9 protein-coding genes are annotated in these 16,521 nt (G+C 42.5%); all 9 read right to left on the reverse strand.

The window, feature by feature from the left end; translation table 11 throughout:
- Positions 1-51: 51 nt before the first annotated feature.
- Positions 52-1,254 (reverse strand): methionine adenosyltransferase, encoded by a 1,203-nt coding sequence (metK, locus tag AC1DE7_RS21270; protein WP_036612510.1) that lies wholly within the window; start codon positions 1,252-1,254, stop codon positions 52-54.
- Positions 1,255-1,509: 255 nt separating this feature from the next.
- On the reverse strand, positions 1,510-1,782 hold the full coding sequence (locus tag AC1DE7_RS21275) for an alpha/beta-type small acid-soluble spore protein (protein ID WP_017691962.1): 273 nt from the start codon (positions 1,780-1,782) through the stop codon (positions 1,510-1,512).
- Between the two features lie 148 nt (positions 1,783-1,930).
- Entirely contained in the window at positions 1,931-2,521 is a 591-nt protein-coding gene (locus tag AC1DE7_RS21280) for a hypothetical protein (RefSeq protein WP_477535121.1), read from the reverse strand.
- Between the two features lie 135 nt (positions 2,522-2,656).
- Positions 2,657-5,305 (reverse strand): hypothetical protein, encoded by a 2,649-nt coding sequence (locus AC1DE7_RS21285; protein ID WP_477535122.1) that lies wholly within the window; start codon positions 5,303-5,305, stop codon positions 2,657-2,659.
- Between the two features lie 216 nt (positions 5,306-5,521).
- Positions 5,522-9,064: an S-layer homology domain-containing protein gene (locus tag AC1DE7_RS21290; protein WP_477535123.1), complete on the reverse strand. Its 3,543-nt coding sequence runs from the start codon at positions 9,062-9,064 to the stop codon at positions 5,522-5,524.
- 518 nt (positions 9,065-9,582) lie between these two features.
- Positions 9,583-9,924, reverse strand: coding sequence for a hypothetical protein (locus tag AC1DE7_RS21295; RefSeq protein WP_036612519.1), 342 nt, complete (start codon positions 9,922-9,924; stop codon positions 9,583-9,585).
- 206 nt (positions 9,925-10,130) lie between these two features.
- Positions 10,131-14,093 (reverse strand): S-layer homology domain-containing protein, encoded by a 3,963-nt coding sequence (locus AC1DE7_RS21300; RefSeq protein ID WP_477535124.1) that lies wholly within the window; start codon positions 14,091-14,093, stop codon positions 10,131-10,133.
- A gap of 164 nt (positions 14,094-14,257) precedes the next feature.
- A complete protein-coding gene (locus tag AC1DE7_RS21305) occupies positions 14,258-15,385 on the reverse strand; it encodes a glycosyltransferase family 4 protein (protein ID WP_036667762.1) in 1,128 nt (375 codons plus the stop codon).
- A gap of 374 nt (positions 15,386-15,759) precedes the next feature.
- The gene (locus AC1DE7_RS21310) at positions 15,760-16,521 is read right to left on the reverse strand and encodes a WecB/TagA/CpsF family glycosyltransferase (protein ID WP_477535125.1); all 762 of its coding nucleotides are present in this window, start codon (positions 16,519-16,521) and stop codon (positions 15,760-15,762) included.

Below are 16,521 nucleotides of genomic sequence, written 5' to 3' on the forward strand. Positions count from 1 at the left end.
GCCCTTAATTCCTTTAACGGAATCAAGGGCTTCATTACTTTTGAATCTAACTTACAGACCTGCTTGAGTTTTCAAAAGGTCTACTTTGTCCACTTGCTCCCAAGGTACATCCAGGTCTGTACGGCCGAAGTGACCGTAAGCAGCGGTTTGTTTGTAGATTGGGCGACGCAGATCCAGCATACGAATGATGCCAGCCGGACGAAGATCAAAGTTGTTACGCACAAGCTCAACCAATTTCTCTTCGCTGACTTTGCCAGTTCCGTATGTATCCACGTTGATCGATACCGGGTTGGCTACACCAATCGCGTAGGCGAGCTGGATTTCAACTTTGTCTGCAAGACCTGCAGCTACAAGGTTTTTCGCTACGTAACGTGCCGCATATGCTGCGGAGCGGTCTACTTTTGTTGGATCTTTACCAGAGAACGCACCACCGCCGTGACGTGCATAACCGCCATAGGTATCTACGATGATTTTACGTCCAGTAAGGCCTGCATCTCCCTGAGGTCCGCCAATAACGAAGCGTCCTGTTGGGTTGATGAAATATTTAGTCTGCTCATCCAGCAATCCAGCTGGAACAACAGGCAAGATTACATGTTCTTTGATATCTTTTTGGATCTGCTCCAGCGTAGTCTCTTCAGCATGCTGAGTAGACACGACGATTGTATCCACACGTACCGGTTTATCACCGTCGTATTCGATCGTTACTTGCGTTTTACCATCCGGACGAAGATATTCCAATGTACCGTTCTTACGCACTTCCGCCAGACGACGCGCGATACGGTGGGACAGAGCGATTGGCAAAGGCATGAGTTCAGGTGTTTCGTTCGTTGCAAAACCGAACATCAAACCTTGGTCACCTGCACCAATGTTTTCTGTTTCACGAGCAACTTGTTCCGGGTCACGGTTCTCAAGCGCTGCGTTAACGCCTTGGGCAATATCAGCGGACTGCTCATTCAGAGAAGTCAGAACTGCACAAGTGTTATAATCAAAACCGAACTTGGCACGTGTGTAGCCAATATCCTTAATTGTATTACGAACGATGGACGGAATGTCCACGTATTCAGAAGCTGAACTGATTTCACCGATGACAAGCACTAAGCCTGTGGCTACGGAAACTTCGCAAGCTACGCGAGCATTGGGGTCGTTTGCAAGAAACGCGTCCAATACGGCGTCTGAGATCTGATCGCAGATTTTATCCGGATGTCCTTCGGTTACAGACTCCGATGTAAATAGATGCCGGCCTTTAACAGACATGAAGTTTCAACCTCCCATAACTAGTAGTATGGCGATTGCCCGAACAAAACATGACAGCGATTCGTTCACTGTACCCTCGAAGCTTTCCAAAATGGAATAAGGACGCAGAGTCCGCAGTACCGAAGATAAGGATTTTTCAGGTAATTGCCTCAAACGAAAATCAACCTTTCCCTAGTGGAAAAGGTTGCATACCTCAAGTGCCATCTTAACGTATTTGTCAAGACGTGTCAAACGAAATGGGGTAAGGAAAATGCCCTATAAGTGCTGTTCTGCCTGGCGAATTAGCCTTTTGGTGATCTCTCCACCAACCGATCCATTCTCGCGGGAAGTCAGATGTCCCCACCCTTTGTATTGCCCATAGGAGTGATCACTTACTTCACCCAGTTCAGATCCAAATTCTGTATCCGCACCAGCTAAACCTCTGCCACCATAACCTACATTGAGACCAAACTCTGCAGCAATCTCATACTTCATCTGATCCAGCATTTGACGACTTTCGGGTACCACTTTACGATTGCTTCTAGCCATGATTCCTGCACCTCCATTAATTGATTGTCAACAGTTATAGAGTGAGCAGGAACAAGGCTGGCTAGCCGTATTAATGTTTGTTAGAAATGGGTAATCTGAGCAAATGAAAAGTAAGACTAATGAATAATTCCTTTAACAGCTACAAAAACTATTTCAGAGTATATCCACCACGAACCATTACGGTTAGGCTATATTTGTTTCCTTCCAATACCGTAATTCCCCGTCCATCCCTTGGAAAAGAAAGCAGGTGATTGGTCGGCGCTGCCTGTCCATTCGTCAGATCAATCCCGTCTGTCAGATCAGCTACACCATTCGTACCTTCACTGACGATCACAGCCTTGCCGCTACGTACAATGAACTCCGCGCCGGACTTTCCGATCAGCTGTTGACCCGGCTTCACCGTTACGATCTCAACGGCTTCAGAAGCGCCCGAGACCAGTGGAGGAAGGGATGTGTCTCCACCTGTACCGGAGTTCCCGGTTCCTGTAGAGCCGGTGTTGTTACCATTTCCTGCATTGCTGTCTGTTCCCGTATTGGTACTTCCTCCTCCAGTCGGGATCTTACCGCCCAAAGCCTGTTGGATCTGCTGATCTACATAACTCTTTGTTACAACCGGATCATCTGCTGTTCCTGGCTGGCTTGTACCTGCACCGATGGCTGTATTGCTGTATACCGACCCAACCCAGACGCCAACACCAATGGCGAGCGCAGCGAGGGATACTTTCATATAAGGTTTCATGTGAATCATTTTCCTCCTCTGGTAATCTATTAACTTTAACTATAGAGAAAAAATAGACATGCGACAAGCAAAACCTCGCTTCCGTAGATGTGGAAGCGAGGTCTTAGCTTTAAAATATCTTAATTTTCGTACAAATTACCGATTATTATTGGGATTATCAGAACCCTCTTCCGGGAACTCCGGGATGATCGGTTCTTCTTTAGGCAGTTTGGATACATCGTAACTATAGCCTTGTTCTGCAAGACGAATTCGTTGACCTTCGAAAACATCATACAAGGCTACGCGATATGAGCCACCACGTATTTTATCAAATACCGTATCATCAATACTCCAGTTCAGCGTCTGGTTAATGCCTGTTTTCAGATCAGTTCCTGGTGTGATCTCTTTATCAAACACTTTACCTGACCCATCGGTTAGAGACAGAATCAGCTTGTGTCCATACTCTCCACTATCCACAGCTTCCTCCTGTGTTAAGGAGTAGATCATCTCAATCTGTACTGCCGTTCCACCTGTAAGGTAAGCTTTAATATTGCTGCCCGAGAATTTGAACGGATACAAGTCGATATCATTCAGAGATGATAGAACAGATAATGATTTCGGTTGCACCTCGAATGACATGGCGTTAACGTAAGCCGTTGCATCACCTTCACCGGTGACAAATTTGTTGTCAGCAACCCCTTCACCTACAATCAGACGCATATCAGATAATGTTTTCACACTCTTCGGCACTTTGGCCCAGAACGTAACGATACTCTTCTGACCTGGTCCCGGTACACGGTTTGCCTGCTTGGCTGTTGCTTTGTAATATTGACCATCTGCTGTTTTATAGTATCCTACCAACTTCGCAAGGCCACTCTGACGCAGCGACTTATTCGTCATCTCGAATTCGGTGTATACAATATCGGACGAAGATCCCGGATATACATATGTTCTGCGTATGCCCAGCTCTGTTTCTTTATCTGCAGTTCCTTGAGTATAAGTTTTCCCTTCGCCTACATAAGAGAGGGGCTGAATTAAACCGGACGTACTAAGAGTAATCCAATCGTTCTTTTCTTCTTCACTTACTTTCTCCTGCAAAGTTAATTCCAGACGGCTCATATTGAGTTCAGATGGAATCTTCGTCAGGAGATAAGCTTCGGTGACCATACCAGAACCTAGTAACTTGCCGCCTTCTGCACGAATCAGCTTCGTATCTCCATCAATACGTGCAGAATCGATTGTGAACATCGCTTCCAGTTCTGGCAATTGAACTGTTTTGGCCGATGCATTACGGATGGTGACCTTGGCAGCAATAATATCACTGTCTGTCCATGGAAGCCGTTGTAAGGAGCCAACAGATACACCGAATGTACCTTTACTATTCTTAATTACCGTTTCTGTTGTAAGTCCATCTCCACTTGTTACGGATTCAGGAATAGCATAGATGCCAACCGGATAGGAGAACTCAAAGCCACTCGTGCCTCCGCCAGATGTTTCCCCTTCTTTGCTCTCATCTTTGGTTGTAGGTGTCATCGCATATAATTTGATCTTGCTGGTATCCCCATCCCCTTGAATCGTAGTGATCAGCTTGATCGTTTTAGTCGCACCTGGCTTCAACTTCAGATCATCTAGCGCTTTCGTCTCGATCGGATAGGAAGTACCATCTTCTGTACGGATCTCTAATGCGTATTTGGGAACCTTAACTTCTTTTTTCCCTTGGTTCTTAATGACCCACTGCATCGTTAGATCGAACTCTTCATCCTCACCACGGACACGAGCAGATTCCAAAAGAGTCGATACAGGTTGTCCATCAATTGAGATAATATTCGGTTGATTTGCTACTACGTTTACATTGGTTTGGCTAGCTTCAGGAAGCTGTAATGCAGCCACTGGCAGAGCAGTCTTCTCTTCACCTTGTTCTTCCACAAGAAGTAATTCGGACTTTTCCAGTTTCAATGCTGTAGGCAATGAAGCCATTAAATTTAACGTTTTGTTGGCCTGTGCCTGAATACTGACACCTGTACTATCCTTATCCGGGGTCAACGGATAATTCGTACCACCTGGTGTACGTAGAATCCACTTGATATTTGGACTATCCAATAGCTTGTAACTGATATTATTTAGGTTCACGCCAACTTTGACGTATTGTTTCTTATTCTCCCCTGGATACACTTTAATACCAGAGACTTTAACCTTGACGGCTGAATCACTCAAACGAACCGTCTTCGTTTTGCCTACAGGTGTAGTGATGCTATATGAAGCAGGAACATTGAATTTCCCCAACGTGCTTTCATAATTTGGTTTACTGAAATCCCACTTTACAATCAGGAAGTTCAGATCACTTAATTTCACCTCACGTCCAACCTTCATAACATATGTGAGATCCACCGTGGAACCCGGTGATACCGTCTTCTTCTCTTGATCCTTGGCGATCAGCTTTGGAGAGAAGCTTGTTCCACCTTTTGTTTTCACTTTGCTCCAATAATCGAGCATCATCATCGGTGTGCTGTCATTATTTTTATACGTCAGTGTATACGTCACCGTATTCCCGTCGTCTTGCGACAAGATATTGACGTCTGTTAACTTAACGGTACTCCGTGCAGTTACTTTGACCGCAGGTACCTTAGCCAGTGTATGTACGACTTTGTTCGTGGTTGTTGTCTGTTGCTTCTTTGTTGTTGCGCTGTTATTTGTAGCAGGTTTACCTGAGTTAGCTGGTGTACTTGCTGCAGCTACTAAACCTCCACTTGAACTGATGAATAACATACTAGTTATCAAAGTCGTTATGACCTTTTTATGATCCACTTCCAAACCTCCCATAAGTTGCTTGTTGCTTTATAGTATAAACGTTTGAGAGGGACAGAAAGTTACGATCTTGTTGGAAATCATATTCATGAGTTTAACAGATTATCAAAAACTAATTGATTAAGCATCTGTTTTCGGGAAAATGTGTACAAATAAAAATTAAAGAGCTGCATCAAGAGTAATATCTTGATGCAGCTCTTATTGAAATGAACTTTATTAAATAGTATTACCAATAGCTACTTGAAGAGTAATATCAGTAGCATTTGTTCCAGTACCTACTGTTGCAACGACTTCCAATGGCGAGCCTGCAACGTTCTCTGTACCAACATTAACAGTGAATGTTGAAGTTCCAGCTGTGAAAGTTACAGCACTTGCTGGGTAAGTTGTGTTACCAATTTTAACAGATTTAATTGCTTCAACATTTTCGTTCAGTGTTACAAGCAAACTGTTGTTAGTCGCTGCTGTAGCGCCTGCAAAATTGAATGGACCAGTTACTACTGGAGCAGCTGTACCAAGCTCAGCACTGAACGGAAGATTAGAAAGTTTAATTTCATTAACGATATCTTCTGAAGTAGCAGCTGTGTTCACAGTGATTGTTTTTCCATCAGGGCTGATTATAACTTTTGGATCATTAGCACCTGTAGGAAGAGTATTATCCACAGTAAGAGCAACTGCATAACCATTACTTACAGTGCTTCTTGTTGAGGTCAGTTTAACTCCGCTTGCTTCTGCAGTAGCTGGAACAGCTGCTTTTCCTGCAGTAACTTTAGTGGAAGTTACTTTAACTGCTGCACTATCCCCTGTTGGAGGTGCAACTGTGAATGCATCAGATTTAGCAATTACTGTAGTGGAGTTAAACGCCGTCAAGTACTTAGCGTATGAAGCAACTTCTACAGAAACTGGTTTTTTCTTAGCATTTTCGTTAGTGATTTCAAAAGTTACAACATTTGGTTTTGCAGGATCGTACGACGCTGTAAAGCCGTTGTTTCCAGGAGTCAACTGTTTAGTAGATGGGTTAGTCAGAGAAAGATCTCTAACAATAAAGTCATTGGCAATTTGATTTACGTCAATTGCGCTCAAATTTGAAGTGAATTGTACTTCAAATTGTTGATTAACACCTCTAGTAGTTACTTTTTCTACTCTTGGTGCCACTGCATTGTTAACTGGCATCGAGATGCTAGAAGACAGATTCAATTTACCATTAGAGTAAGTTTCGATAGAATTGTTAGCAAAAATCACAATGTCAGCACCAGTAAGATCTTTATCGACCTTCAATGTAACAACCTTTTCATCAATAGAAACTGAAGTAGGGTATGCTCCATTGATTTGGAAGTCACCAGCGCTTGCATTAGCAATTACGTTATTAAAAGTCAGTTCGAATGTTCTAGCATCTTTTTGTACTGCGCCAGTCCATTTCAATTGGTTTACAGATGCTTCACTCAATCCTTTTGCAGCAATAGCAACCGCTTGACCAGTTTTAGATTTCAAACCAGTAGCCCATACACCGGATACAGATCCAGTTGGTCCGAAAGTAACTTTTGTTCCATCGATATTCTCAGGGAACAGGATAACTACGGATTTACCACCATTAACCACGCTCACAGTAGCTTCACTTGGCAGAGCAATGTTTTGAACATTGTTTCCAGCTTTAGCAAAAGTAACGTAGTAATTAGATTTCAGGTTAAGAGTGGAAAGATCCATTTCTCTTCCAAAGTTCAATGTTACTTTGCGAGCTGCTTCATTGTAGTCTGTAGAAGTGATTTCTGGGTTAGCAGTATCATTAGCTACAAATGTACCATTGTACTCTACCAAAGTATTTTTCAATGCTGTCATGTCTTGAACATCTGCAACTTTCAAATTGTAAGTTCCAGTTGCAAGTGTGCCGAAGAACTTAACTTGGAATACTTTATTGGAATTATCCAATGCCGATACACTGCTTACTGGGATAACATCGTTACCTTTTTTAACAGTGAAGTATTTTTTGTCTGCAGCATCTACAGCTTTGTCAAAACGTACTGTCAATTCATTAGTACGGTTTCCAAATGTTGTTTCAACTACTTGTGGACGAACCAAGTCAACTGTAGCGTTGATTTTGTGTTCTTTCACAGCGTTAACGTTACCGGAATAGTCTTTCACTTCTACGAACAAAGTGGACTCATATCCTGGCAGACGGTTAGCTTGAGTAAATTGAACTTCATATACATTGGAAGCAATTTGAGTTACTGTACCTGTTTTATTAGAAGAACCAGATTTCCAGTAGAAGCTGTCGTTAGTTACAGAAGCTGGATCGATCTCTTCATCGAAAGTTACAGTTACTTTTTCCAAAGTAGCGGAAATTTCAGTCACTTTAGGACCTTCAGTATCAGCTGCTACAGTGAAATCAGTAGTTGCTGCCAAAGATTTCAGACCAGCGAAGTCTTCAATCATGGAAGTTGTCAATTTGTGAGCACCTTCAGAAATTGTTCCTGTGTAGTCACGCAGAATTACTTCACGTTGGTTAGCACCTGGAGTTACAGATCCAACAAAAGCTTTATCATCCAATTGGAAGTTGCTGCTTGATGGAGCTACAACTGGCTCAGAGAAAGTTACTTTGATAACTTTAGTTCCCAGAGCTTTAACTTCTGTTACTGTAGGCAGTACATTGTCAGCAGATGTGAAGGAAACTTCACCTTGTGGCAATACAGTACCTGTAGAAGATTTCACGTTTTTAACAGCTACTTTGTAAGTAGTGCCTTGCGTGAATTTGCTGGATTCGTTCAACAACAGGCGAGCTGTTTTACCGTCAGCCAACAAAGTGATGGATTTGATTCCTTTTGCGTTGGAATCTACAGTGTAGTTAGCTTTGTCAGTTGCAGTAGCTTTGTCTACTTTACCGTCAAAAGCAACGTCAACTTCTTTCAAGTTAACAGAAGAAGCGGATTGTACTTTAGTTGCAGCTTCTACAACATAAGTAACTTTTTCAGTGAAAGATTTTTCTTTGTAAGTAAATTTCACTTCAGTTTCTTTGTTAGCTTCAAGAGCTTTATCCAAAGTAACTTTTACAGTTTCGCCGTCGCTGATTTTGAATTCAACAACTTTTCCACCTTCAGTTACTGTGTAAGAAGATACTTTCAAGCTTTGTGCTTCGTCAATTGCGTAAGCAGCGCCTACAAGCAATTCACGGGAAGCGTTAGCTGTGAAGTTAGTGTTTGCATCAACCAAACCAGCGTTGATTGCTGCTTGAACATAACCTTTAGCCCAAGCTGGAGCAGTGTTGTTTGTTTCAGCTGGGATTTCAAGATCCAATGCACGAGTCAGGATTGTAGCCATCTCGGACACAGTCACTTTACCGTTGAAGTCGAAGATTTTCTTCTCAACGTTTTTACCTTCCATGATACCAGCAGCAGTTACTGCTTCGATGTAAGGTACAGCCCAGTTTTTAGCTGTGTAGTTTTTGTCAGTGTAAGAAAGAGTTCCAGTGATCTCTTTCAGACCCAGCAATTTAGTGATAACTTTTGCAAACTCAGCGCGAGTCATGTCTTTGTCAAGACCTGCTGTACCATCCGGATAACCGTTGAAGATACCTTTTGCTTTCAATGCATCAAACTGTTGTTGCGGGGAAACTGCTGTGTCACCGAATGCTACAGATGCAAACATTGAGAATGCCATTGCTGTAGACAATGCTACGGATAAAATTTTCTTCATAACCTTTTTTTCTCCTCCTTGGGCGTTCATAACATTTGAATTTTCTTTTTTAATAGGGTCGCTCGTATTCCTCATATATTGTTGCACCCCCTTTCCAGAGTTGTGAGCAAGTTAATATAAATGATGTCTGTGAGCATATCACAGAAACTTGTAAACTAGTTTATAAAGCAGAATCACACGTAAATAGAGTAGTTTCCTAATCCTACCTTACGTATTATACAATGGGTCTCTCTTGCCGTAAAGCAATTTTTTCTAAAAAATAGACAAGATTCTTCACGAGGTCATTCTTGGTAACAGGCCCAATGTTTTCGACTCTACACTTTAAACGCAGTAGATTTCAAAAAGTTGCGGATTGCACAAAAAAAGTTTTGATTTTTTTTATGTATAGGTACAGTGCGGGTATTGAAGCCATTCAAAACCTTTTCAAACCATTGATACAGCAGTGAATCTGGAATGGTGATCTATGGTTTGTCTGTGCTACCAACGTTTATTTATACCCGCAACTTCAACCTATGAAGCGACAAAATTCACAAAAAATAAAATAAAAAAGCACCCCTATTGGGATGCTTTTCCTGCAGTTCTGGAAATATAAGTTATTTAATCTTCATCGCGAGTTCAATAATTTGAGCACGCATATTTGGATCACTGTTCAATCTCAGATACATATCGTCAATTGGTTGTCTGTTCTCACGGTACGTTTTCTCATGCTTCATCGTCGTGTGAGACCATTCAATCAACTCATTCTCAGCCAGAACCAGATTGTTATACGCATCATGGAAGCCAGTGGACTGTACAAGCCCTTCCATAACTTCCTGAGAGATCTCCTGAGTCTTGCGTGTATCTTCCAACTTTTTCTCCAGAATGACTGCCTGCTTCTCAAACTGTGTCTTTGCCTTCATGTAGCCCAGCTGGGCTTTCGAATAAATCGGTTTCATTAGCTAACTTCACCCTCTAGATCATTGTGTATTTACCGTTATTGTATCTTAAACTCTAGCAAATTACAAAAATAGTTATTGGTAAAAGTTCTGTTTCTTCTATTATAAAAGTACTCTATGTCAATTCATTGACAGCCATGAAAAGGACCTGCCCCTTTAGAGTAAGGGACAGGTCCTTCCTAAATTGATTCCATGTATCAAATGAATTAACTCAAGGTTTTAGGGAATAGACCTGTACTTTTCTTAAGCAGCTCTACAGCAATTTTAGCAGCTTCAGCACGAGTCATATTGCCTTTTGGATTGAATTGGAATTGTGCTTTCTTAGATCCAGCTACTGTAACCGGACTTCCATCCATAATTTTGGCTTTGGTTACGGCTTGTATAGCTGGTCGTGCATAATATTCGATTGAACCAGAATCCAAAAATGACTTACCTAATGCTTGCGACAGTTTGTCGTCATTAGCAGACAGTTTAGCATTCATGGCGCGGGCAATCATTACCGCCGCATCTTCTCTTGATATTGGTAACTGCGGCTGGAAGAAGCCGTCACTGCGTCCCGTAATGATACCTACACGTGCTGCAGTTTCAATAGCTTCATAGTTCCAAATCTCCGCTCCCGTACCTTTTCCTACATCACTGAAGGTCTGCTGTGTTGGCGTTGTAATTGGAATATTCATGCCTTTTACCAGCAACGTTGCGAACTCACCACGAGTTATACGATCATCTGCACCAAACGAATTACTCTTCAATGGCTTCATCAGACCTTTGGCATACATGGCATTAAGGTAGTTTCTTGCCCAAGGGTGATTAGTAATGTCCGCATAGCTTTTGCTCTGTTTCATTACTTTGTAATATCCAAATTCATCGAATGGGACTGTAATGGTATGTTTCTTCGTATCCACCTTGCCGCCAATTGGAACCCATGTCCCTGTTTTGGTTTTATCGGAAAGACGGAATACCGTAATTGTAGCACCAACATCATCCACAATAGACGGATCATAGTTCAAAATTAATGATCCTCGACTAGACGGTGTGAGAATACGCTCAGAAGCGAATGTAGAGAAGATCCCTTCCATACTGTAAGGAGTGAGACCATCCGTACCTGGTTTATAGCTGCTATCACTTTTGCTACCCAGTTCACCGACTCCACCATTAATCCAGTAAATATCTGAGATTAAGGTAAAGTCACCTGTGTCCAATGAAGATGCGAAATTCCCTGAGACAGCAAGCGGTATTTCAATTTTCGGCTTATTCTCTCCACCAATCTCGGTGTCATAACCATAATCATTGATCTTCTCTACAATCCCTTTTTTCGGTTCCGCAATACCAAACAACAGTTTGTTATTTGGATAAAACTTTGTTACACCGATTGAGTTTTGAGATTGTAACACAGTTCCTTTCGGGAAAGACAACTGCAAGTTTTTATTAAACGCCGTATATTTATTGGCAACCTTCGGAGCCATATACTCCGAATTTGTCGTTACTGCACTTGTATAGTAAATAGAGATCGTATCATTAATTTTCCCGCCTGGACGGGTAATTTCAATCTTCACTTTATTCTCTTTATCCGCCTTAAGATCTACATAATCAAGCACAAAACGATTGTTTAAGTCTGTACGTTTCTCAGCGATGTCTTTACCAATCTTCACTTGAGTTGCGCCTTCTGCTTCAATATCGAAGCGGACAAAGTTTTTATTAACAACGATCTGATCACCCACTGTAGGCTGTGGAGCTAATATCCGATAAGATGCAGGCTCACGCACGATCTCGATTCTTTGAGTAGAACGAGCCCCTGTGCTGTTAATTAACTCAAGTGTATATACTTGTGTTCCAGGCGCATCAAATTTCAAGCCGCGAATCCGGCCAATAAATGCATCTTGATTACCCGCAAAGTCTGACCCTGTATAATCAGCCGTATTGCCAGTATCTTTACTCTGAAGCACATTATCACTATTCAATGTTTGGCTGCTGAAAATGACTTTTGATCCAAAGCTCAGATTTACATTCTGGGCCCCAGCACCTCTGAATACCAAGTCAAACTCTTTTTCACTCGTTACATATTTTTCATCTTTAAAGATAAAATCAGGAGTCACCGCAAAAATTCTGCTTAGCTTCTCTTGTGTGTAATTGCCAATTACCGAATTATCAAAAGACTCTCTGCTTGTTGGAATACGTGTTGGCATAAATGTAGATATGGTTGAATGATAAGTATCGATCACATTGATTTTCAGCAAGGTTGTAATTGTTTTGGGCCTTCCGCCCCCATCATCAACTACGGCACGAAGTTCAATCGTATTTTCTCCATAGTATATTGGACCATTCCGCTTGATCGGTAAGCTGAATTTGAATTTTTGAGTTTTGGGAAACTCGATTACTGGAATAGGCGTTGGATGCTCAACATCTAAAGTATCCCCCGTCACCAGTCCTGTGGCAGTCGTTGCAGTCAATTGACCATTCACAATCATCTCTGCTTTCAATGCAGTCAGATCTTTGAAGCCAAGCAATTCTCCCTCTACACTCACGTATTGCTTCCCTGCAGAGGAGTCGAACTCATAAGTTTCTCCTGTTTGCAAGCTTCCAACATAGATCGAACTGATCGTTGCATAGGTAACTTCAACGAATTTAGACAGCTCAGGCTCTGGAGTATCACTGAAGGAGAAGCGAAGTTGCTGCTTACCACTTGCAAGACCATTAATTTCATACACTTGTTGTTTATCAGTTAATCCTGAGACATCCGTAACTTCTGTCATATCCACCGTCTTAAGCCCTGATGGCAGATAAGCTCCTTTAAGAACAGGCCTTGGTATCTTATCAAGTGAGCTACTCGATTCTACGAGAATATACAGTTTATCCTCTTGTAGTGTCGCGCCGTTAAGCGGTACTTTGGACGTAATTGTAGATCCTGGTTTGAAGTTAGGCAGGTAGTACAGGTTCGTGATGTCTTGTGAACCAGGCGAGTATAAATAGCTGGTTGTATATTCTGCACTGAATGCGCCTTGAGCCACCCTTACAGTAAGCGATTGATTCTTACCTGCAGTCAGGTTGTATACATCATTAGAAGTAAATGATACCATACGATATCTTACAGATCTTCCGTCAGGACCTGTAATCAACTTCTCATCATTAGCACCAATATTAACGGTGTAGGGTTGTCCTTGAACTGTTACTACACCTTCATCAGCGAATTTACCACTGCCTTCAACATAAGGAATCAATACTTGTCCAGACAATGTTGCTGTGGTTTGATTTGGATCCGTAAATGTTGACTTTTCGTCCCTGCTCAGTACGGATTTAGTTTCAGTTCCAATCTTTACCTTAAGATCTACAAATGGCTTTGTTTTATCAAAATAATACACGATACGTTCTGTTTCAATACCGTTAGGCTGACCTTCAATTTTAAACTTCAGAATGTTTTCCCCCGGCAACAACTTAATTTGTGATGCGAAGAAGCTGCCATCTGAAGTAACTGGTGGATCAATAGGTTCTGCACCATTAACCGAGAGCGAAACCTGCGTTGCGTTTTTAACCGTACCTTGGAAATCAACACGCTCTGTATCCACTACCGTCTCTGTTCCCTCATTCAAGTTGTAGCTTACACCACCGCCTGGAACAGTTCGATCTGTATATAATACAAAGTTCTCAATATAAGGAGCCGGATCATACATCACATAGAAACTATCGGAGCTTTCTACAGAGCTGTTACCTTGTGTTCCGATAAACGTGATCTTGTTAAATCCTGAAAACAGTGCAACATCATTTGCTGTAAATCGATTACTTCCACTATCCGTAATAGCTGTTGTTACTGTACGGGTCTCGTCCGGAGTCCATGTCTTAAGGGTTCCTTGTTCGACTAATTTCAACTGTTCAACTTTTACCTTCAGACTTGTCCCACTCACCATGGCGAATGTACCTGTAATTGTCAGCGCTGAGGTAGGGCTCTTGTATACCTTATCACGGGTTAGGAAATTGGAGTTATCCTTACCTTGAGTAGAATCAAAAACAAGTGAGAGTCTGGAACTTTCTCGAATTGTTTGATCCGAGGGCGTGAAGTATGTGGAAAATGCGTCAGCTGCCGAAGCAACGGAACCACCGAATAGACCTTGTGGGAACAATGAGAACACCATGGTGACCAACATCATCCAGACCAACGGCCGTTTCTTTTGTTGCATTAAATATCATCTCTCCTCTTTTAAGTCAGTTACCTTTATATATCGGCAAAAGGTTCCAATTATTTAGTAAAAATCTCAAAATAAACAAAAAACCTTATCCACAAGGGATAAGGTTGGGTCTGGAATAATATTCAAGAATAGCTATAACCATTACATTTATCTATTTATGATTTCGAACGGGTCTCCGGATTCAGCTTGACGCGCATGCGCATCAGGAAGTTGATAACCGGTCTTCTCGTTTTGCTAACAAGCCCGATGACTTCTGCTCCCACCTGGAGGAAGAACATCATGATACAGATGACCACAAACGTTACCCAGTTCGCTTCGAACATAGCAGCGGAAGATTGGATAATCGCCAGAACTCCGAAGAACGCGGCAATTCCGTATATGATCAGTACCGTCTGACGGTGACTGAAACCAAGTTCACGCAAGCAGTGATGCAGGTGACCTTTATCCGGTGCGAAAATCGGTTTCCGTTGTACCGCACGACGGATAATCGCGAAGAAGGTATCCGAGAGCGGCACACCGATAATGATCAGCGGTGTAATAAAGGACACGATAGCAATTTGTTTGAATCCCAGCATGGACAGCATCGCCAGAGAGAAACCAAGGAATAGTGATCCGGTATCCCCCATGAAGATCTTGGCCGGGTGGAAGTTGAAGAATAGGAATCCGATAATACTACCCAGCAATACAAGACACATCAAGGCAATCATCATGTTACCCATCAGGAAGGACATCACGGCAATGGTACCAATTGCAATACCAGATACACCGGCTGCCAGACCATCCAGACCATCAATCAGGTTAATCGCATTGGTTACACCAACGATCCAGAAAATCGTCAGCGGTATGGATACCCAAGCTTCGAGTGAAGAATAGGAATCCTGAAAAGGAATGTTAACGAAATCTACCCGGATATTAAATCCAAATACAACGACAGAAGCAGCAACGATCTGACCAAGCAGCTTCACTTTGGCCGATAGTTCAAACCGATCATCGAGTGCGCCGATCAGTACAATAATTGTTCCACCAATCAGAAACGCGCTGACAAAACTCATATCCCGAGTCGTGAACCATGCCGATACAAACGGAAGCAATGCAGCAACTGTAATAATAAAGGCCAGGAATATCCCCAGACCACCAAGACGAGGCATGATCCGTGTGTGTACTTTACGTGCATTCGGCGTATCCATTGCGCCAATGCGGACTGCGAACTTTTTGACAAGTGGTGTCAGGGCAAGAGCCAGTCCCATTGACACGATAAATCCAATGATAAAGATCGCTACCATTTGAACATTCGACCCCCAATTATAATACCTGTACGAAATTATAAATCCCCTGATCTCTTTTTATATATAAAAAATTATTTGTTAGTCACTTTTGATGAAAAATTTTGTTACACGATAACGGAGAGTGCAAGGAAAACTAGAGAAGTGTAACGTTCGCATTTATCACCGGATTTCATCCTTTGGAAAAGGATAAAAGGAAATCTGGGGATAACGGCGATCGACAGGTTGCCTTGCAATCGTAGTGCCAAATGTAACGCTTCTGTTTTCATGGAGTGGCACACATGTAATCCGGAATGAATTATACGCTCATCACACCCGAAAAGCCATCCTCAATTTCTAGCAAAAACACGCATTTATCTCGCAATTACCTGTTTTTAACGGACTTTCGTCACGTTTTCTTTGTCACGCATCACCTTAACAGCGAATTTCGGAAGCGCAAGCATCCGTCCAGCCCGGCTTGGTTCACGCAATAAGCGATAAAACCACTCCAGTCTTAACTTTTGGAACAGGACAGGCGCACGTTTGGTTTTACCCGAAATCACATCAAAGCTTCCGCCAACGCCCATGGTTACGGGAACCTGCAGTGCATCTTTGTGCTTGTGAATCCACGGTTCTTGTGTGTCCGCCCCACGTGCTACAAACAACAGATCAGGTGCCGCTTCCCGAATGGAAGCGATGACCTGTTCATCCTCAGCCGGACCAAAATAACCGTCGCGATAACCCACAATTCGAATCGCCGGATATTGCTGTTGTAACCGAACTGCCGTTTCTTGAATCACCTCAGGGGTGGAACCAAGCAGATATACGCCCCATCGATAGTTTTCTCCAACACGCAGCAATTCATGTAAAAGCTCAAAACCCGGCACTCGCTCAGCTACAGGATCTCCACAATAGTTTGCAGCCCATACGACACCTGTTCCATCAGGAACAATCAATTCCGCAGCTTGCATGACTTCCATGATTGCGGGATTTTCTAATGCGGCCATAACCATAATGGGGTTGGCTGTAATGACCTGATATGGTGTCTGCTTGGACAGCACAGCTTCCTGGAGAACCTTTACCGTTTCTTTCATCGTCAGTTTGGAAAAAGGAATGCCGTAGATCGAAACGGTAGGTATTGATCCGGTCTGACTCAT

The organism is Paenibacillus sp. 10L310 (assembly GCF_056395745.1).

What these genes read in the sequence shown, in the direction of transcription:
- AC1DE7_RS21280 (WP_477535121.1), bottom strand. Translation starts at nt 2,521, where the DNA reads ATGAAACCTTATATGAAAGTATCCCTCGCTGCGCTCGCCATTGGTGTT.
- AC1DE7_RS21300 (WP_477535124.1), bottom strand. Translation starts at nt 14,093, where the DNA reads ATGCAACAAAAGAAACGGCCGTTGGTCTGGATGATGTTGGTCACCATG.
- AC1DE7_RS21310 (WP_477535125.1), bottom strand. Translation starts at nt 16,521, where the DNA reads ATGAGTCAGACCGGATCAATACCTACCGTTTCGATCTACGGCATTCCT.
- metK (WP_036612510.1), bottom strand. Translation starts at nt 1,254, where the DNA reads ATGTCTGTTAAAGGCCGGCATCTATTTACATCGGAGTCTGTAACCGAA.
- AC1DE7_RS21305 (WP_036667762.1), bottom strand. Translation starts at nt 15,385, where the DNA reads ATGGTAGCGATCTTTATCATTGGATTTATCGTGTCAATGGGACTGGCT.
- AC1DE7_RS21290 (WP_477535123.1), bottom strand. Translation starts at nt 9,064, where the DNA reads ATGAGGAATACGAGCGACCCTATTAAAAAAGAAAATTCAAATGTTATG.
- AC1DE7_RS21275 (WP_017691962.1), bottom strand. Translation starts at nt 1,782, where the DNA reads ATGGCTAGAAGCAATCGTAAAGTGGTACCCGAAAGTCGTCAAATGCTG.
- AC1DE7_RS21295 (WP_036612519.1), bottom strand. Translation starts at nt 9,924, where the DNA reads ATGAAACCGATTTATTCGAAAGCCCAGCTGGGCTACATGAAGGCAAAG.